Source organism: Brevundimonas naejangsanensis DSM 23858 (assembly GCF_000421705.1).
In the GTDB taxonomy this organism is placed as follows: domain Bacteria; phylum Pseudomonadota; class Alphaproteobacteria; order Caulobacterales; family Caulobacteraceae; genus Brevundimonas; species Brevundimonas naejangsanensis.
Genome location: NZ_ATXN01000002.1, coordinates 483,399 through 508,909 on the forward strand (window position 1 = coordinate 483,399; position 25,511 = coordinate 508,909).

At 67.3% G+C, this 25,511-nt stretch carries 26 protein-coding genes; 7 read left to right on the forward strand and 19 right to left on the reverse strand.

What is annotated here, in order from left to right; all coding sequences use genetic code 11:
* Nucleotides 1–67 precede the first annotated feature (67 nt).
* The 3 genes from H556_RS0102535 to H556_RS0102545 form a co-directional block, all read right to left on the reverse strand.
* Nucleotides 68–1,108, reverse strand: a complete 1,041-nt coding sequence (locus H556_RS0102535; protein WP_003168146.1) for a rod shape-determining protein — start codon at nt 1,106–1,108, stop codon at nt 68–70.
* 247 nt (nt 1,109–1,355) lie between these two features.
* A complete protein-coding gene (locus tag H556_RS0102540; RefSeq protein WP_024352948.1) occupies nt 1,356–1,973 on the reverse strand; it encodes a glutathione S-transferase family protein in 618 nt (205 codons plus the stop codon).
* Between the two features lie 13 nt (nt 1,974–1,986).
* Nucleotides 1,987–2,709 carry a TVP38/TMEM64 family protein gene (locus H556_RS0102545; RefSeq protein WP_024352949.1) on the reverse strand — a complete coding sequence of 241 codons (723 nt, stop codon included), beginning with the start codon at nt 2,707–2,709 and terminating at the stop codon, nt 1,987–1,989.
* 122 nt (nt 2,710–2,831) lie between these two features.
* Between H556_RS0102545 and H556_RS0102550 the strand changes: the two genes are divergently transcribed.
* On the forward strand, nt 2,832–4,037 hold the full coding sequence (locus H556_RS0102550) for a pyridoxal phosphate-dependent aminotransferase (protein WP_024352950.1): 1,206 nt from the start codon (nt 2,832–2,834) through the stop codon (nt 4,035–4,037).
* 4 nt (nt 4,038–4,041) lie between these two features.
* Here H556_RS0102550 and H556_RS0102555 read toward each other — a convergent pair whose 3' ends face one another.
* Nucleotides 4,042–4,455: a hypothetical protein gene (locus H556_RS0102555; protein WP_024352951.1), complete on the reverse strand. Its 414-nt coding sequence runs from the start codon at nt 4,453–4,455 to the stop codon at nt 4,042–4,044.
* Nucleotides 4,455–5,528 (reverse strand): polyprenyl synthetase family protein, encoded by a 1,074-nt coding sequence (locus H556_RS0102560; protein WP_029673149.1) that lies wholly within the window; start codon nt 5,526–5,528, stop codon nt 4,455–4,457. The genes H556_RS0102555 and H556_RS0102560 overlap by 1 nt, the downstream gene beginning before the upstream one ends.
* Before the next feature lie 43 nt (nt 5,529–5,571).
* Between H556_RS0102560 and H556_RS0102565 the strand changes: the two genes are divergently transcribed.
* Complete coding sequence (locus tag H556_RS0102565; RefSeq protein WP_024352953.1) at nt 5,572–6,342, forward strand: tRNA1(Val) (adenine(37)-N6)-methyltransferase; 771 nt, start codon at nt 5,572–5,574, stop codon at nt 6,340–6,342.
* A gap of 11 nt (nt 6,343–6,353) precedes the next feature.
* Here H556_RS0102565 and H556_RS0102570 read toward each other — a convergent pair whose 3' ends face one another.
* The 8 genes from H556_RS0102570 to H556_RS0102610 all read right to left on the reverse strand — a co-directional run bounded on the left by H556_RS0102570 (nt 6,354) and on the right by H556_RS0102610 (nt 13,685).
* Entirely contained in the window at nt 6,354–6,782 is a 429-nt protein-coding gene (locus tag H556_RS0102570; protein WP_024352954.1) for a J domain-containing protein, read from the reverse strand.
* Between the two features lie 25 nt (nt 6,783–6,807).
* Nucleotides 6,808–7,641, reverse strand: coding sequence for a division plane positioning ATPase MipZ (locus H556_RS0102575; protein WP_024352955.1), 834 nt, complete (start codon nt 7,639–7,641; stop codon nt 6,808–6,810).
* A gap of 120 nt (nt 7,642–7,761) precedes the next feature.
* Nucleotides 7,762–8,394: an SPOR domain-containing protein gene (locus H556_RS0102580; RefSeq protein ID WP_024352956.1), complete on the reverse strand. Its 633-nt coding sequence runs from the start codon at nt 8,392–8,394 to the stop codon at nt 7,762–7,764.
* A 48-nt stretch (nt 8,395–8,442) separates the two neighbouring features.
* Nucleotides 8,443–9,204, reverse strand: a complete 762-nt coding sequence (locus tag H556_RS0102585; protein ID WP_024352957.1) for a chorismate mutase — start codon at nt 9,202–9,204, stop codon at nt 8,443–8,445.
* A 310-nt stretch (nt 9,205–9,514) separates the two neighbouring features.
* Nucleotides 9,515–10,081 (reverse strand): prephenate dehydratase domain-containing protein, encoded by a 567-nt coding sequence (locus H556_RS0102595; RefSeq protein ID WP_024352958.1) that lies wholly within the window; start codon nt 10,079–10,081, stop codon nt 9,515–9,517.
* The gene (locus tag H556_RS0102600; RefSeq protein ID WP_024352959.1) at nt 10,078–11,448 is read right to left on the reverse strand and encodes a class II 3-deoxy-7-phosphoheptulonate synthase; all 1,371 of its coding nucleotides are present in this window, start codon (nt 11,446–11,448) and stop codon (nt 10,078–10,080) included. The genes H556_RS0102595 and H556_RS0102600 overlap by 4 nt, the downstream gene beginning before the upstream one ends.
* Nucleotides 11,449–11,499: 51 nt before the next feature.
* Nucleotides 11,500–12,552, reverse strand: coding sequence for an enoyl-CoA hydratase/isomerase family protein (locus H556_RS0102605; RefSeq protein ID WP_024352960.1), 1,053 nt, complete (start codon nt 12,550–12,552; stop codon nt 11,500–11,502).
* A complete protein-coding gene (locus H556_RS0102610) occupies nt 12,549–13,685 on the reverse strand; it encodes an isobutyryl-CoA dehydrogenase (protein WP_024352961.1) in 1,137 nt (378 codons plus the stop codon). Before H556_RS0102610 ends, H556_RS0102605 begins: the two co-directional genes overlap by 4 nt.
* Nucleotides 13,686–13,997: 312 nt before the next feature.
* Between H556_RS0102610 and hemB the strand changes: the two genes are divergently transcribed.
* Nucleotides 13,998–14,999, forward strand: a complete 1,002-nt coding sequence (hemB, locus tag H556_RS0102615) for a porphobilinogen synthase (RefSeq protein WP_024352962.1) — start codon at nt 13,998–14,000, stop codon at nt 14,997–14,999.
* Nucleotides 15,000–15,013: 14 nt separating this feature from the next.
* On the opposite strand, the gene H556_RS0102620 is transcribed toward hemB, so the two are convergent.
* The gene (locus H556_RS0102620) at nt 15,014–15,520 is read right to left on the reverse strand and encodes a flavin reductase family protein (RefSeq protein WP_024352963.1); all 507 of its coding nucleotides are present in this window, start codon (nt 15,518–15,520) and stop codon (nt 15,014–15,016) included.
* A gap of 126 nt (nt 15,521–15,646) precedes the next feature.
* Between H556_RS0102620 and H556_RS0102625 the strand changes: the two genes are divergently transcribed.
* The gene (locus H556_RS0102625) at nt 15,647–16,549 is read left to right on the forward strand and encodes a flagellar motor protein MotB (RefSeq protein ID WP_024352964.1); all 903 of its coding nucleotides are present in this window, start codon (nt 15,647–15,649) and stop codon (nt 16,547–16,549) included.
* A gap of 133 nt (nt 16,550–16,682) precedes the next feature.
* Complete coding sequence (locus H556_RS0102630; RefSeq protein ID WP_024352965.1) at nt 16,683–17,414, forward strand: arginyltransferase; 732 nt, start codon at nt 16,683–16,685, stop codon at nt 17,412–17,414.
* Nucleotides 17,415–17,442: 28 nt separating this feature from the next.
* Here the strand turns inward: H556_RS0102630 and H556_RS0102635 are convergent, their stop codons facing one another.
* The 3 genes from H556_RS0102635 to parC all read right to left on the reverse strand — a co-directional run bounded on the left by H556_RS0102635 (nt 17,443) and on the right by parC (nt 21,412).
* Complete coding sequence (locus H556_RS0102635; RefSeq protein WP_024352966.1) at nt 17,443–18,471, reverse strand: M48 family metallopeptidase; 1,029 nt, start codon at nt 18,469–18,471, stop codon at nt 17,443–17,445.
* A gap of 6 nt (nt 18,472–18,477) precedes the next feature.
* Nucleotides 18,478–19,047, reverse strand: coding sequence for a LemA family protein (locus tag H556_RS0102640; RefSeq protein WP_024352967.1), 570 nt, complete (start codon nt 19,045–19,047; stop codon nt 18,478–18,480).
* Between the two features lie 151 nt (nt 19,048–19,198).
* Nucleotides 19,199–21,412 (reverse strand): DNA topoisomerase IV subunit A, encoded by a 2,214-nt coding sequence (gene parC / locus H556_RS0102645; protein ID WP_024352968.1) that lies wholly within the window; start codon nt 21,410–21,412, stop codon nt 19,199–19,201.
* A 103-nt stretch (nt 21,413–21,515) separates the two neighbouring features.
* Between parC and H556_RS0102650 the strand changes: the two genes are divergently transcribed.
* Complete coding sequence (locus tag H556_RS0102650) at nt 21,516–22,583, forward strand: NAD(P)H-dependent flavin oxidoreductase (protein WP_024352969.1); 1,068 nt, start codon at nt 21,516–21,518, stop codon at nt 22,581–22,583.
* A 31-nt stretch (nt 22,584–22,614) separates the two neighbouring features.
* Here H556_RS0102650 and recO read toward each other — a convergent pair whose 3' ends face one another.
* Together recO and H556_RS0102660 are read right to left on the reverse strand one after the other, a co-directional pair.
* On the reverse strand, nt 22,615–23,346 hold the full coding sequence (gene recO, locus H556_RS0102655; protein WP_024352970.1) for a DNA repair protein RecO: 732 nt from the start codon (nt 23,344–23,346) through the stop codon (nt 22,615–22,617).
* A complete protein-coding gene (locus tag H556_RS0102660) occupies nt 23,346–23,801 on the reverse strand; it encodes a nuclear transport factor 2 family protein (RefSeq protein ID WP_024352971.1) in 456 nt (151 codons plus the stop codon). The genes recO and H556_RS0102660 overlap by 1 nt, the downstream gene beginning before the upstream one ends.
* Nucleotides 23,802–23,995: 194 nt before the next feature.
* On the opposite strand from H556_RS0102660, the gene H556_RS0102665 reads away from it, so the two are divergent.
* Complete coding sequence (locus tag H556_RS0102665) at nt 23,996–25,504, forward strand: acetyl-CoA hydrolase/transferase family protein (protein WP_024352972.1); 1,509 nt, start codon at nt 23,996–23,998, stop codon at nt 25,502–25,504.
* The last annotated feature ends 7 nt before the right edge of the window (nt 25,505–25,511 follow it).

A 25,511-nucleotide genomic window follows, 5' to 3' on the forward strand; every position in this document is an offset into this window, starting at 1 on the left:
GCGTGTGAAACAACCGTCGGGGGCGGCCTATAGCAGTCTGCGGCGCCCCCGGCGGCCAGTCAGTCTGTTAGAGCGACGCCTCAAGCACGCCCTTCATCCACGACGGGTGCTCCAGCACCTTGCCGCAGCCGATGGCGACGCACGACAGCGGATCGTCCGCCACCTGAACCGGCAGGCCCGTGTGGTCGCGGATTTCGGTGTCCAGGCCGCGCAGCAGAGCGCCGCCGCCCGTCAGCATGATGCCCTTGTCGGCGATGTCGGCGGCCAGTTCCGGCGGCGTGGCTTCCAGCGCGACCTTCACGGCTTCGACGATCTGGGCCACCGGCTCGGCCAGGGCTTCCGCCGCCTGACGCTCGCTCATCTTCACTTCGCGCGGCACGCCCTGCATCAGGTCGCGGCCCTTGACCTCGATCGACAGGCCTTCGCCGTCGGCCGGGACGCGGGCGGTGCCGATGTCCTTCTTGATGCGCTCGGCGGTCGTCTCGCCGATCAGAAGGTTATGGTTGCGGCGCATATAGGCGATGATGGCGTCGTCCATCATGTCGCCGCCGACGCGCACCGAGCGCGAATAGACCACGCCCGACAGCGACAGCACGGCCACCTCGGTCGTGCCGCCGCCGATGTCGACGACCATCGAGCCGGTCGGCTCATGGATCGGCAGACCGGCGCCGATCGCGGCGGCCATCGGCTCGGGCAGCAGGCCGACACGGCGCGCCGAGGCGTTCAGGCAGCTGTCGTGAATGGCGCGGCGCTCAACCGCCGTGGCGCCCGAGGGGACGCAGACGATCATCTTCGGATTCACGAAACCCTTGCGGTTGTGAACCTTGCGGATGAAGTGCTTGATCATCTCTTCGGCGACTTCGAAGTCGGCGATGACGCCGTCGCGCATCGGGCGGATGGCTTCCATGTGGCCGGGCGTCCGACCCAGCATCTGCTTGGCCTCAAGGCCGACAGCGTGGACGATCTTGCGGCCGCCGACGTTGCGCAGGGCGACGACCGACGGCTCGTTCAGAACGATCCCCTTGCCGCGCATATAGATCAGGGTGTTGGCCGTCCCCAGATCCATCGCGATGTCATTGGAAATCATGCCGAAGAGGGGTGAAAGCATGGGCGTCGGTTACCGCTTTAGTTCGGGCCTGCAAGGGCGTGAATTTCATTCGTCCGCTGTGGCGACGCCCTACCCCCGCTTCGCGTAACCGCAAAGCCGTCCTGACCGTCTTCGCCGAGCCGACTACAGGCCCGTTTGCCCTCATGCCGCGGGGATTGCAAGCGCCTATGGCTTCTCGATCACAGGCTTGTCACGGCAAGGCTTGAAAGCCTTGCCAGTCAAGCTTTCCAGCCCCGCTTGGGCCGCATCAGACCGCCGGAATGCCTTCGGCCTCAAGCACGCGCTGTACGGCCGGGCGCGCCTGCACCCGGTCAAGATGGTCGTTCAGCCTGGCGAACCGGGTCTTGTCCAGCAGCCCCGCCTGACGCGCCCAGCGCGTGAAGACCATCAGATAGCCGTCCGCCATCGAATAATCTTCGCCCATGACCCAAGGGCCGGTCAGCACATGGTTCTCGGCCAGATCGTACTTCTCCAGCGCAATCTTCACGGCCTCCTCCCTCGCCTCGCCTTCCAGCGCCGGTCGTGAGAACAGCGTCTTGCCGATGGCCGGATGCAGCGACGAGGCCAGCCAGCCGTTGACGGCCTGCATCCGCGCGAACTCGAACGGGTCTTTCAGATCGGCCAGTCCGGCCTGCGGATGCGTCTGCGCCACATAGGCCAGGATGGCTGCGTTCTGGGTGATCACGCCCTCGGAGGTCTGAAGCGCCGGGGTCACGCCCGCCGGATTGATCGCCAGATATTCCGGCGTCCGCTGCTGACCGGCGCGCAGGTCGATCTTCTCGATCTCATAATCCGCGCCCGCCTCTTCCAGACCGATGTGCGAGGCGATGGCGCAGGCGCCGGGGGAATAATAGAGCTTCAGCATGGTCGTTCTCCGATCAATCGACTGACAGGCCGCGCGCAGCCTCACGGCGCTTCACCCACTCGCGCACAGCCAGCATCAATACAAGCCAGACGGCGGCGACCGCCGCAAGGATCACCGAGGTCCAGACGCCGTCGCCGCTGACCGCCGCCATGAAGGATCCGCCGAAGAAGGCGACCAGCGCCGTCTTGGGCAGGACCCCCAGCGCGCACCCCGCCAGATAGGCCGGGAATGAGGCGCGCACGGCACCGAAGGCCATGTTCACGACGATGAAGGGCGCCGAGGGGACATTGCGGATGATGAAGCTGGCCGAAAAGGCGTTGCGGCCGACGAACCTGCGGATGCGCTCAACCGTCCCGCCGCCGTATCGCTCCAGCGTCCGTGCGGTCGGTCCGCGCCCCAGCCAATAGGTCACGGCCGCCGAGGCGATGGTGGCGATCCAGCTATAGAGAAATCCGAACCACGGCCCGAACGCCACGACGCAGGCGGCGATCAACAGGAACTGCGGCACGCCGATGAAGGCCGACAGGGTGAAAACAACAACCGCCGCCACCAGTCCCCACGGCCCGGCGCGATACCCCGCCAGCCAGTGCTCCAGTCGATCCTCAGCCCCCAGCGCCAGTTGTGTCTTGCCCAGAGCGAACAGGGCGATGATTCCCGCCAGCAGCAGCAGGGTCACGGCCAGGGTGCGCCACCGCCTGGCCTCCATATTCAGCAGAAAATCGACGACCCGCCGCATAGATTTCGCCCAAATCGCCTTTTGATCGTCCGCGACGCGCACAAACGTTGTGCGGCCCTGCGGGGTTGCGTATCAAGCCTTCGCCTCCCCGGCTCTCTTCACATCCTCCAGACAGGATAGCCATGTCCAGCCTTCAGTCCGCCTCCCTCGCCCGCGTCAAGCCTTCGGCCACCCTGGCCGTGACCGCCCAGGCGCGCGAGCTGAAACGTCAGGGACGTGATGTCATCGGCCTGGGCGCCGGCGAGCCGGACTTCGACACGCCCGACAACGTCAAGGCGGCGGCCATCGAGGCCATCAAGCGCGGCGAAACGAAATACACCGACGCCGACGGCATGCCCGAACTGAAGGCGGCGATCGTCGCCAAGTTCGCCCGCGAAAACGACCTGACCTACGAGACCAACCAGATCCACGTCGCCTCGGGCGGCAAGCCGGTGATCTACAACGCCTTCGTCGCCACCCTGAATCCGGGCGACGAGGTGATCGTGCCCGCGCCCTACTGGGTGTCCTACCCGGACATGGTGCTGCTGGCCGGCGGCGAGCCCGTCACCGTGGTCGGCGAGGAAGCCGACGGTTTCAAGCTGCGCCCCGAAGTGCTGGACGCGGCCATCACGCCCAGGACCAAGTGGCTGATCCTCAACTCCCCGTCGAACCCGACCGGCGCCGCCTATACCCGGGCCGAGCTGGAAGCCCTGGCCGAGGTGCTGCGTAAGCATCCGCAGGTCTGGATCCTGACCGACGACATGTATGAGCACCTCGTCTATGGCGACTTCGACTATGTCACCATCGCCCAGGTCGCGCCGGACCTGTATGACCGCACCCTGACCTGCAACGGGGTGTCCAAGGCCTATGCCATGACCGGCTGGCGCATCGGCTATGCGGGCGGCCCCAAGCCCCTGATCGACCTGATGCGCAAGGTCGCCAGCCAAACGACCTCCAACCCCTCCTCCATCAGCCAGTGGGCCGCTGTCGAGGCCCTGAACGGCCCGCAGGACTTCCTGGCTGAGCGCGCCGCCGCCTTCGAGAAGCGTCGCGACCTGGTCGTCTCCATGCTGAATCAGGCCGACGGCATTCGTTGTCCGAAGCCGGAAGGCGCCTTCTACGTCTATCCGTCGATCGAGCAGTTGATCGGCAAGACGACGCCTTCGGGCGTGGTCATCGACAATGACGAAACCTTCACCGCCGAGTTGCTGAACGCCGAGGGCGTGGCCGTGGTCCAGGGCGCGGCCTTCGGCCTCAGCCCCTATTTCCGCATCAGCTACGCCACGTCGGAAGCGGTGCTGGAAGAAGGCTGCACCCGCATCCAGCGCTTCTGCGCCAGCCTGAAATAAGCTCTCAGTGAACCGGCGCCGGCGGAATGTTCAACGTCGGCGCCGTTTTCAGGATGAACTCGCTGCACCAGACGATGGCGCGACGCGAGTTGTCGACCACCCCGCCGGGAATGCGTGACAGGCGACAGGCGGCGTCCGGCTCGCCCTCAACCTCGGGCCCTGCGTAAAGCACGATCGGGCCGTCGGGCAGGCTGCCCTCGCGATACAGCATGATCAGCGGCGGCACGGAACGCACGGCCAGCGCCGCGTCATCCCGCGTCATGTCCTCGCCCAGAAGAGCGCGCGCCTGACCGCCCGGATCGCCCGACTCCAGACGAAACAGCTGCGCGCTCAGGGCGTCGCCCGGCTCTGGCCTCAATGTAAAACTTGGCGGCTGTTGCGCGCCCAGTTGCCCGGCGACAAGAAGCGCCGCCAGCATCAGGTCGCCCGGCTGACAGCGAAGTCGGCCAGGGACTCCAGCGCCGAGCGCCACGGCCCAGCGGGCAGCGCCTGCAAGGCGGCCTTGGCGCGGTCGGCGTATTCAGTCGCCGTATCCAGCGTAGCTTCGACCGCGCCGCTGCTGACGATCAACTGGCGCGCCCGCTCGAAATCCTCGGGCTTGCGGTCGCCCTTGGTGATGACGCGGTCCCAGAACAGGTCCTCGGTTCCTTTGGTCCGCTGAACAGCCAGCAATAGCGGCAGGGTCGCCTTGCCCTCATTGAAGTCGTCGCCGGCGTTCTTGCCCAGCGTCTCAGTCGCGCCGCCGTAATCCAGCGCGTCGTCCGCCAACTGGAAGGCGATGCCCAGACCCATGCCGTAGTCACGCAGGGCCGCGACCTGTCCATCCGTGGCGCCCGCTCCGACCGCGCCGGACTCGGCGGCGGCGGCGAACAGCTCGGCCGTCTTGGCGCGGATGATCTGCAGATAGGTGTCCAGGTCCAGATTCAGGTCATGGGCGCGCGTCAGTTGCAGCACCTCGCCCTCGGCGATCACGGCCGAGGCCCGCGCCAGAATGCCGAGCGCACGCAGCGAATCCGTCTCGACCATCAGCTCGAACGCGCGCGCGAACAGGAAGTCGCCCACCAGCACCGAAGAGGCCGCGCCCCAGATCAGGTGCGCCGCGACCTTGCCCCGGCGCATTTCCGAGCCGTCGACGATGTCGTCATGCAGCAGGGTGGCGGTGTGGATGAATTCGACCGAGGCGGCCAGTTTCTTGGGGCCTTCGATGTCGCCGGTCTGGCCCGCCGCGCGCGCCGCAGCAACGGTCAGCAGGGGACGCAGACGCTTGCCGCCCGCCGAGACCAGATGTTCGGCCAGCAGGGGGATCACCGGCACATCGGACTGCATCCGCGCGATGATCAGGGCGTCGACCGCCGCCATGTCGTCCTTGGCCAGACGAACCAGGGCGTCTACATCGCCCTTGGGCCGGGAGGCGACGGCGAGAGCTGCGTCCACGAAAATCTCTTTCAGCACAGGGGCGAAGGGGGAGATTCGCCCGAAATTCACACGCATCCGCTTGCCCGGACGCGACGCGGCGCACAATGGTGGCGGCGTCATGATGGGTCAAGCCGAGTCATCCCTTACAACCGCCGCCGATGTTGCGGAATCCGCTCTGCTGGGCGGACGCATACGCCTGCGCCAGCCTGCGCGCGGCTATCGCGCCGGTCTGGACGCGGCTCTGCTGGCCGCCGCCGTCGGCGCCCGACCGGGCGAACGGGTGATCGAGGCCGGCTGCGGCGCCGGGGCGGTGCTGATGCAGATCGCGGCGCGACGGCCCGAGGCCCTGCTGACCGGACTGGAGCGCGACGCCGCCGCCGCCGCCCTGGCCCGACAGAACGCCGAGCTGAATCAGGCCGCCTCGCGCACGACCATATTGGACGGCGACGTGGCCCACGCCTTCCGCGCCCTGGACCTGCCGCCGTTCGACTGGGCGATCAGCAATCCGCCCTTCTTCGACGATCCCGGCGCCCTGCGCGCCCCCGCCGAGGGCAAGCGCGGCGCCTGGATGGCCGACGACGGCCTGTCCGCCTGGACCGGCTTTTTGCTGAAGGCGGTGCGCGAGGGCGGACGCATCGTCATCATTCACCGCGCCGACCGGCTGGCCGACATCCTGGCGCTGCTGGCGCCCAAGGCCGGTTCGTTCGCCATTCGCCCGATCCAGCCTTACGTCGATCAGCCCGCCAAACGGGTGCTGGTCCAGGCCATCAAGACGGGCAAGGCGCCGCTGCGCCTTCTGCCGCCGTTGATCGTACACGACCGCGCGGGGGCCAAGCACACCCTACAGGCCGAGGCCATTCTGCGCGGCGAGGCCGAACTCGGCTTCTGACCGCCAGGCCTCTACCCCTTCAGCAGGCGATCACGCGCTGCATTGACGCGGGCGGCCAGGCCTTCGGTCCCGCCCTGATCGGGATGGGCGCGCGCCATCAGGCGTCGCCAGGCGGCCTGCACCGTCTGCGCGTCGGCCCCGGCCGTTACGCCCAGGATCGCCCGCGCCTCGGCTTCGCTCATCCGCTCTGAGGGCTGAGCCTTCGACGCTACGGGCCTGACGCGCGACTGCACCGCCAGCCAGACCCCGGCCAGCGCCATGCCGCCGCTGATCAGCCAGGCCCCGCGCGCCGCCGCCAGCACCGCCCCGGCCAACAGGGCCGCGCTCAGTATCGTCGCCGAAATGCGCCAGTGACCGCGCCGGGCGCGCTCGGTCTGACGGCCCAGCCGCACCAGAGCCCACAGGGCCACGGCGGCCAGACCCAGCCAGATCAATCCCATAAAGCTCTATCGGCCCATGAAGCAGTCAGGCCGCCGCGTCCATCGCCGCGATGGCGTCGTCCAGCCCCAGCGCCTGCATCAGATTGCGCATTTCCTGCCGCGCGGCCACGTGGGCCAGCGACACCGACACCGGGCGGATATCGTTCGACAGGTCCGCCACCGTCAGGCCGAAGGGGAAGAGTTCGCGATAGATGACCCGGTCGCGCAGGCCCGGCCCGACGCGGAAGCCGACCCGTTTGGCCAGCTTGGCCATGCGCGAGGCCAGACGGCGACGGTTGCGGGCCTCGGCCACGGCCAGACGGTTGGTGACCACGATCCAGTCGATCGTCACCTGGCGGCCCTCGGTGATGGCGCGGTGCTTGCGCGCCTCCCAGACGCTTTCCGAATAGATCGAGGGGCGGATCAGATCCAGCGTCACCGGGTCCACCTCGCCCAGCAGGTCGAAGTCGACGAAGCTGTCGTTCATCGGAGTGACGATCTGATCAGCCCGGCCATGCGCGGCGCGCGACAGCGGCGTATCCCCGCCCGGCGTATCGATCAGGATGACATCCGCCGACGACTTGGCGTAGCTGAACGCCGCCTCGAAACGCGACAACTGCTCGGCCTCATCCGCCTTATGCAGCACCTTGCCGTCGCCCATGTCGGGAACAATGGGCAGCGGCAGCACATGGCCGTTGGCCTTGGTCCAGGCGGCGCGGTTGGCGAAGAAACGCTCCAGCGAGCGCTGGCGCAGGTCCAGGTCGATGATGGCGACCTTGCGACCGGCATGAAGAAGGCCGGTGGCGATGTGAATGGCCAGGGTGGACTTACCCGCCCCGCCCTTTTCATTGCCGATGACGATGACCTGAGGCTGCGCCATGTGAAATCCCACTGTGATCAGCAGGCGCGACTCATCTCTGTCCGCAGCCCGCCCATGCCGCGCAGGATCGGGCCGCGAGAGCCAATCGTCAACGAAACCTTAAGCTGAGCCTGTGGACGATCAGGCCGCCGCGCCGCGGGAGCGCGCACACCAGGGGTCCGACGCCGCCAGATCGCGGCACAGAATCTGCGCCTGTTCAGCCGTAGCGGCGACTTTCAGCCGGACCAGACGGCGCCCGCCGACCTCGACCGCCTCATAGGCAGGCTGAAGCCCCGACAGGGCCGCCCCGCCCGTGCTGCGGCTCAGGCGCGACCACGCCGCCCGGGCGCCCTCCTCGCTGGAAAAGGCGCCGAGCTGCACATGGCGCGCTGTCGGCATCGATGGTCGTTCCGTCGGGACGGCAGGCGCAGGGGCCTCGAAATCAGGATAGGCGCTTGCGGCAGGCGCAGCCGTAGAGGTCCGACGAACCTTGCCCAGACCATCCTTGGCGACCAGACCTTCGCGCGCGTCCCACAGCTCGTGCGGGGTCATGAGCTCGACCTTCAGCGGCGCTGCACGCTGACGCGGAGTGGCGGACGACGCCGACGCCGCCTGACCCTCCACTTCAGCCGATACCGGAATGGAGGCGACAGACTGCGCCAGAGCCTCGAAACGGTGCGGATCGCGCTCGTTCACGCCGCAACTCGCCAGCACCAGGGCGGCCGCCGAAAGGGCGACGGCAAGCGGCAGTCGAGGCAGGACGGGCTGGACCATGACGCCACCCTCGCCCGCCCTGCTTTGAGACGGAGTTAACGCGCCGAGTCAGCCTATGGCGCCGACGCCGCCCTCGATCTCTCCCGGCGCCACATCGGCGTCGGTCAGGGCCAGGGTCCAGCCGTGGTGCGTATTCAGGCCCCAGCGACGCGCGCCCGAGCCGTCGCCCGCATCGCCGCCCGCCGTGACCACCACGCGGCGGCCCTTGGGCAGGGCCGGCGGATCAATCTTGCCAACGGCCAGAGACGTCGGCGTCTCGCCGCCGTAACCGTCGAACACGCTCAGCATCGACCACTCGCGACGCAGGCCGATCCACCAGGGATCATCGCCGCTGATGGACAGGACCGCCACGCCCTTGCCCTCGGCCGCATGAGCCAGAGCGGCCTGCGGATCGAGGACCAGCTTGATGTCGGCGGCGGCGCCGAAGCGCAGGCGGGCGCCGTCCACCGCCTTGGATGGATCGATCGGGGCCCAGACCTGGACCTGCAGACGACCCTGGCGCGCCAGACCCCAGCCGACGATCTCGCGCCACAGGTGTTCGACGGCTTCGCGGTTTTCAGGGTCGCACTGCTTCAGGATGCGGGCCTGAACGGCCTGCTCGCGATCGGGGCGCAGCTTGGTGTGGGGGCCGGTCGGCGCGTCCTTGGCCTTGCCCACCTGGGCGGCGACGGACAGGCGGCGCTCGAACAGCTCGAGAATCTGATCGTCCAGGCTGTCGATTTCGGCGCGCAGGGCGGCCAGCGCCTTCTGTTCGGCGCTCAGTTCAACGGATTCGGCGGGCCAGACTTGCTGGATGGCGGATTGCGACATGGGAGATGGCTTTCGGCATGGATTTCGATGGGGAGGTCGCGTCCCGCCGACAGAAGGTCAGGCGTGAACGCGCGTACTGGCCGCTTGGGGAGAAGCGGTCGCCAGCGAGACTGTCAGGGTTTGGTTAGAAGCCCGACGCCTCAGCCGGCGTATCGAAAGCCGTAATAGCCGTAGCCAAAATAAAAGCCGGCCACCGCGCGCGAGGTGGTTTCAAGGGTCATTTGTGCGCGCAGCGAGGACATGAATCCGGTCCAGTTTCTGGATCAGGGTTGATCCGACCGGGCCTTACAACAGCAAATTTTATGCGCGGTCAAGCCTCAGGAGCCGTAAAGAGGACAAACCGTGTGCGGTTGTCGCTGAAATCCTGCAGATCGTTGCGCAGAACCGACAGGCCATAGACCTCAGCCGCGCGAGCGGGCGCGACGGCGGCGCGCGAGACGTCGCCCGCCTCGGCCACCGCAGCGGCCGCGCCCCCGGTGTCGAACACCTCGACGGCCGTGATCGCCATCTCTTTCAGCGCCTTGGAGCACTGTTGCAGGGCCACAGGGTGGCTCTCGGCCGTCTTCACGTCCGACAGCCGCGCCTCGGGCACGCCCAGCAGGGCCAGCCGGATCGGCCGCCAGGCGTCGCTGACCGCTACCAGTCCCGCCTCTCGAACAAGCGTAGCGGCGGGCTCGACCACGCCCACGGTCGAGTTCTCGACCGGGATCAGGGCGCAGTGGCAGTCGCCGCTCAGGACGGCGTCGATCGCCCCCTGAAAGGTCTCGAAGCCGACCGCTTCGTCCCACGGGCGCAGGTCGAGGCAGGCTTCATGGCTGAAGGCGCCCGGCGCGCCCTGATAGGCGACGCGGCCGGGCGTTTCGTCGTCTGACGTCATGCGGCCTCGGACCGGGCCTGCCGCCCGGCCTTGAGGCGCTCGGCGACCAGGAAGGCCAGCTCCAGCGCCTGATCCGCGTTCAGGCGCGGGTCGCAGTGGGTGTGATAACGGCTCGACAGGTCGTCCTCGGTCACCGCCTGGGCGCCGCCGATGCATTCGGTGACGTTCTGGCCGGTCATTTCCAGGTGGACGCCGCCGGGATGGACGCCCTCGGCCTCGGCCACGTCGATGAAGGTGCGGACCTCGCCCATGACGCGATCGAACGGACGGGTCTTGTAGCCGTTGCCAGCCTTCAGCGTATTGCCGTGCATCGGGTCGATCGACCAGATGACGCGCTTGCCCGCCGCCTTCACCGCCCGCATCAGGCCCGGCAGGCGGTCGCCCGCCTTGTCATGGCCGAAGCGGCCGATCAGCGTCAGACGGCCCGGAGTGTTGTTCGGGTTCAGGGCGTCGATCAGCGGCAGCAGGTCGTCCGCCGTCATGGTCGGCCCGCACTTGACCCCGATGGGGTTGGAGATGCCGCGCATGAACTCGATGTGGGCGCCGTCCAGTTGGCGGGTGCGCTCGCCGATCCACAGCATGTGAGCCGAGGTGTCGAACCATTCGCCGGTCGAACCGTCCAGACGCGTGAGGGCGCTCTCGACGTTCAGCAGCAGGGCTTCGTGGCTGGTGAAGACCTCGACGCGCGACAGGTCGGGATGCGTCTCGGGCGTGACGCCGACCGCCTCCATGAAGGCCAGGGCCTCTGTGATCTTGTCAGCCAGCTCGCGGTAGGCCGCGCCCGCGCCGTCGTCGGCGAAGCCCAGAGTCCAGCGGTGGATGTTGTAGAGGTCCGCATACCCCCCGCCCGCAAAGGCGCGCAGCAGGTTCAGCGTCGAGGCCGACTGGTTATAGGCGCGGATCAGGCGCTGCGGATCGGGCGTGCGCTCTTCCGGCGTGAAACCCATGCCGTTGATGATATCGCCGCGATAGGACGGCAGCTCGACCCCACCGATCTCCTCGACCGGCGACGAGCGCGGCTTGGCGAACTGACCGGCGATGCGGCCCACCTTCACCACCGGCTTGCGACCGGCGAAGGTCAGGACCACCGCCATCTGCAGGATCAGGCGGAAGGTGTCGCGGATGTTGTCGGTCGAGAACTCCTTGAAGCTCTCGGCGCAGTCGCCGCCCTGCAGCAGGAAGGCGTCGCCCGCCTCGACCTGGGCCAGGTGGCTGGTGAGCTTGCGCGCCTCGCCCGCAAAGACAAGGGGCGGCATCGCGCGCAGCTCGTCTTCGACGCGCGCCAGTTCGGCGGCGTCCGGATAGTCCGTCGGCATATGCAGAACGGGCTTGTTTCTCCAGGATTCGGGGGTCCAGCGCTTACTCATGCCGCCAAGATAGGCTTTTAAGCGATCTGGAACAACAAACCTTGCAGAAAATTACCCGATCAGCGGTTTCCATGCCTCACCCTCGGGCAAGGGTGCGAACAAGGCCTCGATCTGGGCGTCCGAAACCGAAGAAAGCTCGGCGGGCGACCACTTCGGCGCATTGTCCTTATCGATGATGACGGCGCGGACGCCCTCCTGGAAGTCGTGGGTCTGCACCACCCGCCCGCCCAGGGCGTATTCCATCGCCATGTTGTCGGCGAAGTCGGTCAGGGTCGCCCCCGTGCGGATCTGGCGCAGCGAGACCTTCAGCGACTGCGGCGACTTGGTCTTCAGGATGTCCAGTTGCTTCAGCGCCCAGTCCGAACCGTCGGCCTGAAGGGCGGCGACGATCTCCTCGACCGTGTCGAAGGCGAACAGGCGGTCAATGGCCTCGCGGTGCGGCGCCAGCGGCGAAGGCCCAGCGTCCCCGGCGACGCGGTCGGCGACCGCCTTGGGATCGGCAGGCGCGGCCAGCAGATCGGCCTTCAGGCCCTCGATAGCCTCGCTCGGCACGTAATGAGTGTGAATGCCCAAGGCCACCGTATCCGCCGCCTTCAGCCGCGCGCCGGTCAGGGCCAGCCAGACTCCCGTCTGGCCCGGCAGGCGCGGCAGGAACCAGCCGCCGCCCACGTCGGGGAACAGGCCGATGCCGGTTTCAGGCATGGCGTAGGTGGTGCGCTCGGTGGCGATGCGGACGTCGGCGGGTTCGCTGATGCCCACGCCGCCGCCCATGACGATGCCGTCCACCACCGCCGTGATCGGCTTGGGATAGACGAACATCAGATGGTTGAGTTGATACTCGGCCTTGAAGAAGGCCTTGGCTTCTGACGCGTCCCCCGCCCCGCTCTCGGCGATCATGCGGATGTCGCCCCCGGCGCAGAAGCCGCGCTCGCCCGCGTGGTCGATCAGCACCGACTGAACCGCGTCGTCCGCGCGCCAGGCCGACAACGCCTCGATCATCGCCTCGCACATCGCCCGGTTCAGGGCGTGGATCGCCTTGGGCCGGTTCAGGGTGATGCGGCCGACACCGTTCTCGATGCGGGTGATGACTTCGAGTTCGCTCATTTCGCCAGCTCCCGCGCGATGATCACCCGCATGATCTCGTTCGTGCCTTCCAGAATGCGGTGAACGCGCAGGTCGCGCACGATCCGCTCCAGCGGATAGTCCTTCAGATAGCCGTAGCCGCCGTGCAGCTGCAGCGCCTGATCGGCGATCTGGAAGCAGGCGTCGGTCGTCAGGCGCTTGGCCATGGCGCACCACTTGGTCTTTTCGGCGTGGCCGGTGTCGATGGCCCAGGCGCCGCGAAGCACCATCAGACGGGCGGCCTCAAGATCCGTGGCCATGTCCGCCAGCTCGAACTGGGTGTTCTGGAACTGGCCGATCGCCTGACCGAACTGCTTGCGGGCGGCGACGTATTCTTGCGCCGTCTCCAGCGCCAGACGTGCCCCGCCCAGCGAACAGGCGGCGATGTTCAGACGCCCGCCGTCCAGACCGGCCATGGCGTATTTGAAGCCCGCGCCTTCCTCGCCCACCAGATTGGCGACCGGCACCCGGCAGTCGTCGAAGCTGACCACGGCGGTCGGCTGGGCGTTCCAGCCCATCTTCTTCTCATTGGCGCCGAAAGACAGGCCCGGCGTCCCCGCCTCGACCACCAGGGTCGAGATGCCCTTAGGCCCCTCCCCGCCCGTGCGGACCATGACGACATAGACGTCCGACGTCCCGGCGCCGGAAATGAACGCCTTGGCGCCGTTCAGCACATAGTGGTCGCCCTCACGCACCGCCGTCGTTCGCAGCGCCGCCGCGTCCGAGCCCGAGCCGGGCTCAGTCAGGCAATAGCTGGCGATCTTCTCCATCCCGACCAGCGACGGCACAAAGCGCGCCCGCAGCTCGTCCGAGCCGAAGCTGTCGATCATCCACGTCGCCATGTTGTGGATCGAGATGAAGGCCGCCGTCGCCACGTCGCCGCGCGACAGCTCTTCAAAGATCACCGCCGCCTCGACCCGGCCCAGACCCATGCCGCCGTGTTCCTCGCCCGTATAGATGCCGGCGAAACCCATCTCGGCGGCAGCCTTCAGCACGTCGACCGGGAAATGCTTGTCCTCGTCCCAGCGAGCCGAGTGCGGGGCCAGTTCGGCCTCGGCGAAGGCGCGGGCCGCGTCCTGAATGGCGCGTTGATCCTCGGTGAGGGCGAAGTCCATGAAAGCTCCCGCATTACAGCCTGCCCTCTGACGGGGCGTTCGGGGCGCTTCTAACGGCTGGTGAAGCGCGCGTCACCTTGCTGTCGGCGCCTGCTCAAGATTTCCGCTCATCCCGGCGGACGCCGGGATCCAGTAAGAGCGACGAGCACAGGGTTGATGTTCGGGGAGCAGGCAGGGCGAATTTCAAATGATCAGTCTGAGGCCAAAGCACTGGGTCCCGGCGTCCGCCGGGATGAGCGGGGAGAAAGGGTGTTCGCCCGCTTGGACAGTTCGTCTTTTGCCTCTCCCCTCGCTTTGTTTTAAGCCCCGCCCATGACCATCCCCTTCCAGCCTGCCGCCTTCCCCTACGCCCGCCCGCGTCGCCTGCGTTCGCAGCCGTGGGTGCGCCGTCTGGTCGCTGAGACGATCCTGACGCCCGCCGATCTGATCTGGCCGCTGATCGTCCATGACGGCCCGGAAGACCGTCAGCCGGTCGCCTCCATGCCGGGCGTCTTCCGGCTGTCGCCCAAGGAGGCCGCCAAGGCCGCCGTCGAGGCGCGCGATCTGGGCATTCCGATGGTCGCCCTGTTCCCCAACGTGAACGACAGTCTCAAGGACAATGTAGGCGCCGCCGCCACCGACCCGGACGGCCTGATTCCCGACTGCATCCGCGCCATCAAGGACGCCGCGCCCGAGATCGGCGTCATGACCGACGTGGCGCTGGACTGCTACACCGACCACGGCCACGACGGCGTTCTGGAGAATGGCCGCATCGTCAATGACCCGACGCTGGAGCGACTGGCGGAACAGGCCTTCATCCACGCCCACGCCGGCGCCGACGCCGTGGCCCCGTCCGACATGATGGACGGCCGCGTCCAGGCCATCCGCGAGGCGCTGGAGGCCAACGGCCTCAACGACACCCTGATCATCAGCTATGCGGCCAAATACGCGTCGGCCTTCTACGGCCCATATCGCGACGCGGTGGGCTCTTCCAAGTCGCTGACGGGCGACAAGAAGACCTATCAGATGGACTTCGCCAACGCCGAGGAGGCCCTGCGCGAAGTGGCGATGGACCTGTCGGAAGGCGCCGACGCCCTGATCGTCAAGCCGGGCCTGCCCTATCTGGATATCGTCCGGTTGGTGTCGCAGACGTTCAAGGTTCCGACCTTCGCCTATCAGGTGTCCGGCGAGTACGCGATGATGCAGGCCGCCTTCGCCAACGGCTGGCTGGACCCGGACCGCGCCATCCTTGAAAGCCTGCACGCTTTCAAGCGCGCGGGGGCGTCCGGCGTCATCAGCTATTTCGCGCCTCAAGCCGCGCGGATGATGGGCTAAGCCTTTATCCAGAATCAGGCGGTCGGATCGACCGCCTTGCCGTATTTCCCGCGAAAATAGGTCAGGGCGTCGCCCGGTCGCGTATCGAACGCCTCGACCCGGCCGACAATGACCAGGTGATCGCCCATGACGATGCGGTCGTGGGTCTGACAGGTCAGGCGCGTCACCGCGTTCAGAAGGCGCGGCGGCTCGGGATCATCAACCGCGAACTCATCGTCCGACAGACGGCACACGCCCCAGGCGAAACGGTCGGACATGGCCTTGTCCTCGACCGGCAGCATATGAACGGCGAAGCGCTCGGCCCCGGCGAAGGCGTCATGTCGGTCGGACTTGATGTCCATGCACCACAGCACCAGCGGCGGGTCCAGCGAGACGGAGGTGAAGCTGTTCACCGTGATCCCCATCGGCCCGTCGACCGTATGGGCCGTGACCACACATACCCCCGTCGCAAACCCGCCCAGCGCCCGGCGATAGGCGCGAGGATCGAATTCGGCGGCAGGAAAAACGGACGCGTCGGACATGGCCCTCAGCTAGGCCGTGCGGCCCCCATCGGCAAGGGCGCAAGCGCGCTGCATCACGTGCAACCGCTTCTTAAGCCCCGCATGGGATGTAAGGCGAACGAACACGGTTAAGACGGACCCCGCCCCATGGCGCTGAATGATCGCCCGATCCTGATCAAGAAGGTGAAAAAGGTTTCCGGCGGCGGACACCACGGCGGCGCGTGGAAGGTGGCCTATGCCGACTTCGTCACCGCCATGATGGCCTTCTTCCTGCTGATGTGGCTGATCAACACAACCGACCCGGAACAGAAACGCGGCATCGCCGAATACTTCGCCCCCGCCAGCGTATCCGCCTCCACCTCGGGCTCAGGCGGCATTCTTGGCGGCACGTCGCTGGGCGATTCCGAAGGAGCCAAGGGCGCCGGCTCCAACGCCGTCATCGAACAACTGGCCCCGGCCGCGCCCGACGCCCCCCAGGATGCAGGCCAGAACTCCAACCTGGCCTCGGCCAGCGAAGCCGCCCTGCGCGCCGAGATCGCCCGGCGCGAGGCCGCCGACTTCGCCAGCGCCGCCGAATCCCTGCGTCAGGCCATGCAGTCCATGCCGGAACTGGCCGAACTGTCGAAACAGCTGATCATCGATCAGACGCCGGAAGGCCTGCGCATCCAGCTGGTCGATCAGGAAGGCCGCTCGATGTTCGAGAACGGCTCGGCCCGCCCCAATCCGCGCGCCCAACTGTTGCTGCGCGCCGTGGCCAAGGTCATCAACCAACTGCCCAACCGCATCTCCATCACCGGCCACACCAGCGCCGTCGCCGGCTCCAGCCGCGCCAGCAGCCCCGGCGACTGGCCCCTGTCCTCGGCCCGCGCCGACGCCTCGCGCCTGACGCTGCAGGGTGCGGGCGTGAACGCCGACCGGGTCTATTCGGTCGCGGGCAAGGCGGGGTCCGATCCGCTGTATCCGGACGATCCGTCGCTGGCGGGCAACCGCCGCATCGCCATCGTCCTGCTGCGCGAGGCGCCGGTCCTGCCCACGGACACCAGCCTGTGAGGAAGCGCGGCGATACGCCCGCCGCGCGAAGAAGGCTTGCGAAAACGGCTGGTTGCGCGCCAAATCAGGACATGAGCCGCGCGTACCCATCCAGCCCCTGTGCGGGCGCTGACACCGTCACGGAGCGACAGCCGTGACCCAGCACTTCTTCTCGCGCCAGCTCCGCTTCTTCATGACGGCCAGCGCCCCCTGCCCTTACCTGCCGGGCAAGTTCGAGCGGAAGGTCTTCGCCAACCTGCCGTTCAGCGACGGCGCCGACGTCAACGACGCCCTGACCCAGGCCGGGTTCCGCCGCAGCCAGAACATCGCCTATCGCCCGGCATGCGAGGCCTGCGCGGCCTGCGTCTCGGTGCGGATTCCGGTGGCTGAGTTTGAGATGTCCCGTTCACGCCGCCGCATCCTTGCCCGCAACGCCGACCTGTCCCGCGACCTGGTCGAGGCCGAGGCGACGATGGAGCAGTTCGACCTACTGCAACGCTATCTGAACGCCCGCCACCCCGGCGGCGGGATGAGCGACATGAGCTGGTCCGACTATGTCTCCATGGTCGAGGACACCGCTGTTCGCACCCATCTGATCGAATACCGCCTGCCCAGCGAAGACGACGGGCCCGGCCGTCTGGTCGGCGTCTGCCTGACCGACCTGCTGCATGACGGGCTGTCCATGGTCTACAGCTTCTTCGACCCGGATATGGAGCGCCGCAGTCTGGGCCGCTTCGCTATCCTGGACCACCTGCAACAGGCCGAGACGGTGGAACTGCCCTATGTCTACCTCGGCTACTGGGTCCAGGGTTCGCCGAAGATGGACTACAAGGCCGAGTTCCGCCCGCTGGAGGCTCTGCGCCCCTGGGGCTGGGAGCGGCTGTAAGGCCCTTCTCCCACAAGGAGAGAAGGAATTACGTCGTCGGCACCGCCGTGCCCGTGGCTTGGGACACCCCGCCCCAGGGGCCATCATCACGGCCGCCAGCGAACTGCACCAGCGCCGCGATGCGTTTCTCAATCGGCGGGTGCGTCGCGAACAGGCCCGAAAAACCCGTCTTCTCGGTCGTGTTGTCCAGGAACATGCCGCGCAGTTCGTCCGGCGCCTCGATCTTCGACTGGCCCGACACCTTTCTCAGCGCCGAGATCATGGCGTCCGGGTTCTTGGTCAGTTCCACCGCCCCGGCGTCGGCCACATATTCGCGCGTCCGTGACAGCGTCATGCGGATGACGGCGGCCAGCCCAAAGCCGATCACCCCGATGGCCAGACCGATCAGGATCAGCGGCATGGCGTTCTTGTTGTCCCGCCCGCGGCCGCCGCGCATGTAGAACAGGCTGCGGAACACCAGTTCGGCGATCACGCTGATGATGCCGGCAAAGATCGAGGCGATCACCATGGTCCGCACGTCCTTGTTGATGACGTGCGTCAGTTCGTGCGCCAGGACGCACTCCATCTCATCCCGGCTCAGGGTCTGCATCAGGCCGCGCGTGACGGTGACGCTGTAGTTGCCCTCATGCAGGCCCGACGCATAGGCGTTCAGCGACGGGCTCTCGATGATGCGCAGGGCGGGCGTCTTCATCCCGCGCGAGATCGCCAGATTCTCCAGCAGGTTATAGAGTTCCGGCTCGACCCGACGCTCGACCTTTCGCGCGCCCGTCATGACGTCGATCATCATCTGGTTGCCGAAATAGGCGATGACGAACCAGGTCGCCGCAGCGATGGCGGCGAAGGGCACGGTCCAGCCCAGCATCGAAGCTGCCAGCGCCAAATCCTGCCCCAAATCCCCGCCCGAGTTGGGCAGCAAGCCGAACCCCATCATCAGCACCTGAACGCCGAACAATATACCGACCAGCAGCACCGGGAACCCGGCCAGCAGGATCGCTGACCGGGCGTTGTTCCGCCAGATATGGGTCTTGAGGCCGACGGCCTGACCGAAAACCGCCATTGGGGCTTAGAACTTCACCGTCGGCGGCGCGGCGTTCAGGCCGGCGCGCTCGCTCTCGCCCACGTCGAAGAAAGGCTTGTCGGCGCCGAAGCCGAACATCCCGGCGAACAGGACGGTCGGGAACTGGCGGCGAACAGCGTTGAACTCGCTGACGGCGTTGTTGAAGAAGCGACGCGCGGCGGCCAGCTTGTTCTCAATGTCCGACAGGTCCATCTGCAACTGCTGGAAGTTGGTGTTGGCCTTCAGGTCGGGATAGGCCTCGGACACAGCGAAGAGGCGCCCCAGCGTCGCCGTCAGCATGTTCTCCGCCTGTACCTTTTCATCAACCGTGCGAGCGCCCGCGGCGGCGGCGCGCGCCTGTGTCACAGCGTCCAGCGTGCCGCGCTCGTGCGTGGCGTAGCCCTTCACCGTCTCGACAAGGTTGGGGATCAGGTCCTGACGCTGCTTCAGCTGCACATCGATGTCAGCGAACGACTGGTTGGCGGTCTGATCCAGCTTCACCAGCCGGTTATAGGCGCCGACCACGACGAACAGCAGAATGGCGACGATGACGCCGATGATGATCAGGGTGATCATTGAGCCTCCTCCAGAGTTTCAGACGGAATATGGGGGGACTTCCCCGCCGCGCCCAATGAATTCGACGTCACCCTTCCCTCTCCCCGCGCAACAGGAAGGCAAACGCGCGCGCGCCTTCTCCCTCCCCATGAAGGGGAGGGAGAAGGATAGATCAGCGAAACTTCCTCAGCCCGCGCGGACCCTGCCGCCCCGCCCCGGCGCGCTTGCCCAGCCAATCCTTCCAGTCTGGCCAGTTGCGGCGGCGACCGCCGCCATCGACCCATTCCGGCCCGGCCTCGGCGTTAAACACCGTCACATCGGCCAGACCGCCCTGCTTGTAGTTCTGCAGCTTCACGCCCTTGCCACGGCCCATTTCGGGCAGGTCCGCCAGGGGGAAGACCAGCGTCTTGATGTTCTCGCCGATGACGGCGACGTGGTCGGCCTGCGGGTTCGAGGGCACGCGCAGCATGACCAGCATCTCGCCGTTCAACACCTGCTTGCCGCCGCGCTTCTGGGCCAGAAGGTCGTTCTCGGGCGCGACGAAGCCGTAGCCCGCCTTGGAGGCAATCAACAGCTTCGCGTCCGGCTCATGCGCCACGACGTTGATGATGTCGGCCTTCTCGTCCAGGTCGATCATCAGGCGCAACGGCTCGCCATGTCCGCGCCCGGAAGCCAGCTTGTCGGCGCCGATGGTGAAGATGCGCCCGTCCGATGCCCCTACCAACAGCTTGTCCGTCGTGAAGGCGGGGATCAGGAAGCCCAGCTTGTCGCCTTCCTTGAACTTCAGCTCGGAGGGATCGTCGACCTTGCCCTTGGCGGCGCGGATCCAGCCGCGATCCGACAGGATGACGGTGATCGCTTCGCGCGGGATGAAGGCTTCCGGCGCGACGAAGGCCGAGGCGTCGACCGCCTCGCCGATCAAGGTGCGGCGCGGCGAGATCAGCGCCTTGCGCACGGCCTCCAGTTCCTTGCCGATCGCCTTCCACTGTTTCGCCTCGGAAGACGTCAGCGCCTGCAACGCTGCAAGTTCTTCCGACAGCTCCTTGAATTCCTTCTCGATCGTCATTTCTTCGAGACGGGCCAGCTGACGCAGGCGGGTGTCGAGAATGAAGTCGGCCTGAAGCTCGCTCAGTCCGAAGGTCGCGATCAGGGCCGCCCTGGGCTGCTCTTCCTCGCGGACGATGCGGATGACTTCGTCCAGGTTCAGGAAGACGATGCGAAGGCCTTCCAACAGGTGCAGGCGCTTCTCGACGCGGGCGATGCGCCACTGGCTGCGGCGGTTCAGCACTACACGGCGGTGATCCAGAAAGGCCCGCAGGCATTCTTTCAGCCCCATGACGCGCGGCGTGCCGGTGGCGTCCAGCACGTTCATATTAATGGGGAAGCGCACCTCGAGATCGGACAGCTTGAACAGGCTTTCCATCAGCATTTCAGGCTCGATGGTGCGGTTCTTCGGTTCGAGGATCAGGCGGATATCCTCCGCAGACTCGTCGCGCACGTCGCCCAGCAGGGGCGCCTTCTTGTTCTCGATCAGGTCAGCCAGGGCCTCGATCAGGCGCGACTTCTGCACCTGGTACGGCATCTCGGTGATGACGATCTGATAGGCGCCGCGATCGAGCTTTTCCTCGACCCATTTGGCGCGCAGGCGCACGCCGCCGCGCCCCGTCTCATAGGCGTCCAGGATCGCCGCCTGGCTTTCCACCGAGACGCCGCCGGTCGGGAAGTCCGGTCCCGGCACGATCTGCATCAGGTCGACCGTCGTCGCGTCCGGCCGCTCCAGCAGCAATTGGCAGGCGTCGATCAGTTCGCCCACATTATGCGGCGGGATGGAGGTCGCCATGCCCACGGCGATGCCCGACGACCCGTTGGCCAGCAGGTTGGGGAAGCCCGCCGGCAGGACCACCGGCTCTTCGTCCTGATCGTCATAGGTGGGGCGGAAGTCGACCGCGTCCTGGTCGATGCCGTCCAGCAGCAGGACGGCGGCGGGCGTCAGCTTGCACTCGGTGTAGCGCATGGCGGCTGCGCTATCGCCGTCGATGTTGCCGAAATTCCCTTGGCCGTCCACCAGCGGATAGCGCTGGGCGAAGTCCTGAGCCAGGCGGACCAGCGCCTCATAGATGGAGGCGTCGCCGTGCGGGTGATAGCCGCCCATCACCTCGCCGACGACCTTGGCGCATTTACGCGCGGCCGCCTGCGGGTTCAGCCGCATCTGGTGCATGGCGTACATGATCCGCCGGTGCACCGGCTTGAAGCCGTCGCGCACGTCGGGCAGCGCGCGGTTGGTGATGGTCGACAGGGCGTAGGCCAGATAGCGGCGCGACAGCGCCTCGCCCATCGGTTCTTCGACGATGCGGCCGCCGTCGGGCGTCGGGGTGTGGATGGTCATGCGACTTCGAATCAATGATCGGACGAGGAAAGTCTAGCGCAGCCGGGGCCTGACGCCGGGATTGTCAGCGCCTATCTGTGCAGAAACGCGCGAAGGAGCCCCGATGAAGACCGCCCTGACCGATCGCCTCGGCTTGTCCTTCCCCCTGATCCAGGCGCCGATGGCGGGAACCTCGACCGCCGAACTGGCGGCCGCCGTGTCGAACGCGGGGGCGCTGGGCTCCATCGCCCTGGGCGCCATCGACGCCGAGGCGAGCCGGAAGGCCATCCGGGCGGCGAAGGCGCTGACCGACCGGCCGTTCAACGTCAATCTGTTCTGCCATACGCCGATCGCGGCCGATCCGGTGCACGACGCGGCATGGATCGACAGCCTGCGCCCGATCTTCAGTGAGTTCGACGCGGCGCCGCCCGAACGGCTCAACGACATCTACCAAAGCTTCCTGACCGACGACGCCAAGCTGGCCGTGCTGGTCGAGGAAAGGCCCGCCGTGGTCAGCGTCCATTTCGGCCTGCCGCGCGCCGACCAGATCGCGGCGCTGAAGGCGGCGGGCAGCATCCTGATCGCCAGCGCCACCACGCCCGAGGAAGGCCGCGCCGCTGTCGCCGCCGGGTTCGACATGGTGGTCGCCCAAGGAGTCGAGGCGGGCGGCCATCGCGGCGTCTTCGACCCGGCCGACGATCCGCGCTTTGCGACCCTGCCGCTGACTCGCCTGCTGGCGCGCGACCTGCCGGTTCCGGTCATCGCGGCGGGCGGGATCATGGACGGCGCAGGGATCGCGGCGGCGCTGGCGCTGGGCGCGGCCGGGACGCAGATGGGCACGGCCTTCGCCGCCTGCCCGGAGTCGGCGGCCGATGCGGCGTATCGTTCGGCGCTGGCGGGGCCGGAAGCGGGGCGCACGCGGGTCAGCGCCGCTATCTCGGGCCGCCCGGCGCGCGGAGTGGAGAACGCCTTCATGCGCCGCGCCGATGAGACGAAGATCGCCGCCTATCCCTACGCCTACGATCTCGGCAAGGCGCTGAACGCGGCGGCCAGGGCCAAGGGCGACAACGGCTATGCCCCGCACTGGTCCGGGCAAGCCGCGCCGCTGGGCCGCGCCCTGCCGGCCGCTGAACTGGTCGCGATGCTGGAAAGGGAAACGCGCGAGGCGATTGCTGGGCTGTCCCGCCTCTAACCTGCCACCGGGATGAGCGGCCGTGGGGCAGTTATAGCCGCCCCGACTCGCCCAGCTTGTCGATCATCCACACCCGCGCGGGCGGCAGGGGCCGGTTCAGGGCGTGGAAGACGAACTGCTCAAGGAAATGTCCCGTCAGCTCCAACCCCGCCTTCACGTCGCCCTCGCCCAGCCCCGCCTGCGCGCCCAGCATGAAGGGCGGCAGCGTCAGCAGTTTGTCGGCATAGGGCGCGCCCGCCTCCCGGCTGACGGCGCGGCCGGTGCGGGGGCTGACCCAGACCAGATCGTCCATCGACCCCGTCGAGGCGCAACGCGACAGGTCGAGACCAAACCCCAGATCCTCCAGCAACCCGGCCTCGAACCGCACGAAGATGGCGGGCCAGACCTCCGGCACGGCGAAGGCCCCCATCAGCGCCTCGAAGGCGTAGAAGGCGCCGGGGTGCGGCTCCCGCTCCGGCAGGGCGCCCTGCGCCACCGCTGCCGCGGCGCTCAGCCCGGTCAGGGCCAGCGGGTCGTCGAACAGGGCGGCCGGGCCTTCGCCCACCGGCTCCAGCCGCGCCGAGCCCAACTGATCCGAAGTCCTCGACCGCAGATCAGCCACGACCCGCGCGCCGGGCTGAAGGAAGGGCCGCATCCGGCGCGACGCCCCGCCCGCGACATAGGCGGCGCGGCGGCCGTGCCGCTCGGTCAGCAGATCGACCACAGCGCCCGTATCGCCATGCGCCCGCGCCGACAGCACGAAGGCGTCGTCCTGAACCTCCATCAGTCGGCCTTGATGGCGTCGACGACGGCGCGCGCCCGGTCGTTCGGCACGGCGAAGCTGAGGACATACTGCTCGATCTTCCAGCCGTCGTCAGTCAGGCGCAGCACGCCCGAACCGCGCGTGGTCCCATAGGCGTCATTATCCAGCACCTCATCGAACCAGGCGACGCAGCGGCAGTCGATGGGGGCGATGGTCACGGTCCGTGCTGTCGGCCGATAGGTCCATCCGCGCCCTTGCGAGAAGTAGGGCGTGGCGTAGGCGCGGAACTCCGGCAGGCTCCACCGCTCGCCCGCGTCGGTGCCGATGAAGCGAGCGTCCGGCGTGAAGGTCGCGAAATAGGCCTCGCCGTCCGCGACCGAGGCTGCGGCATGCATGGCGTCCAGCGTCTGCTCGACAGGCGCAGTCTCTGCGGACGCGGCGGACAGTTGAAGCATCATCAGGGCGGCGGTGATCATGGCTTTGTTCTAGTCCTGTTCCGTCAGCGGGGGAAGCACGGCGCGCCTTGTCGCATCCCTGATCTGTCCCGGCCTGCTAACGCCTTTGTGATCACAGACTGTTACGACCAAAGCCGTATTGGAATCAGGGTGATGCGGCGCCTATGTCCGCTACGTTTTCCGAGCCCTTCCCGGCTCCAGTCGTCAGGTTTGCGATGTCCCGCGTCCGTAACGCCGCCCTCAAGTCGAAGATCATGTCCGCCCAGGACGCCGCCGCCCTGATCCCGGCGAACTCGACCGTGGGTATGAGCGGCTTCACCGGCTCGGGCTATCCCAAGGTCGTGCCGATGGCCCTGGCCGAGCGGATCGAGGCCGAGCACGCGGCGGGCAATCCGTTCCGGCTGAAGGTCTGGACCGGCGCCTCGACCGGCCCGGAACTGGACGGCGCCCTGGCCAAGGCCGACGGCATCGAGTTCCGCCTGCCCTACAACTCCGACCCCATCGCCCGCGAGAAGATCAACAAAGGCGAGATGGAATACCTTGACATGCATCTGTCGCAGGTGGCGCCGGTGGCCTGGCAGGGTTTCCTCGGCCCGCTGGAGACGGCGGTGGTCGAAGTCTCGGGCATCCGTGAGGACGGGGCGCTGATCCCCTCGTCGTCCATCGGCAACAACAAGACCTGGCTGGATCGCGCTGACCGCATCATCCTGGAGGTCAACAGCTGGCAGAACGCGGCGCTGGAGGGGATGCATGACATCTACTACGGCACCGCCCTGCCGCCCGCGCGCGTGCCGATCCCGCTGACCAGGCCGACCGACCTGATCGGCGAGACGGTCTTCCGCGTCGATCCGTCCAAGATCGCCGCCATCGTCGAGACCGACAGCCCCGACCGCAACCTGCCCTTCGCCGCGCCGGACGCCAGCGCCACGGCCATCGCCGGGCATCTGATCGAGTTCCTGCAGCACGAGGTGAAGCTGGGCCGCCTGCCCGCCCATCTGCTGCCGCTGCAATCGGGCGTCGGCAATGTCGCCAACGCCGTGCTGGCGGGCCTGGCGGACAGTCCGTTCGAGAACCTGACCGCTTATACGGAGGTGCTGCAGGACGGGATGCTGGACCTGCTGGACAGTGGCAAGCTGACCGTCGCCTCAGCCACCGCCTTCTCGCTCAGCCCCGAGGCCGCCGCCGATCTGAACAGCCGCATGGAGCAGTTCCGCGGCAAGATCATCCTGCGTCCGCAGGAAATCTCGAACCACCCGGAGATCATCCGCCGTCTGGGCTGCATCGCCATGAACGGCCTGATCGAGGCCGACATCTACGGCAACGTCAACTCGACCCACGTCATGGGCTCGCGCATCCAGAACGGTATCGGCGGCTCGGGCGACTTTGCGCGCAACGCCTACATCTCCTGCTTCGTCACGCCGTCGACGGCCAAGGGCGGCAAGATCTCGGCCATCGTCCCCATGGCCAGCCACGTCGACCACATCACCCAGGACGTGCAGGTCATCGTCACGGAACAGGGTCTGGCCGACCTGCGCGGCCTGTCGCCCAAGCAGCGCGCGCGGGTCATCATCGCCAACTGCGCCCACCCCGACTATCGCGACGCACTGAAGGACTATTACGACCGCGCGCTGGAAGGGTCATACGGCCTGCAGTCGCCGCACCTGCTGACCGAGGCGCTGTCCTGGCACCAGCGCTACATCGAAACGGGGTCGATGAAGGCCTGATCGGCCT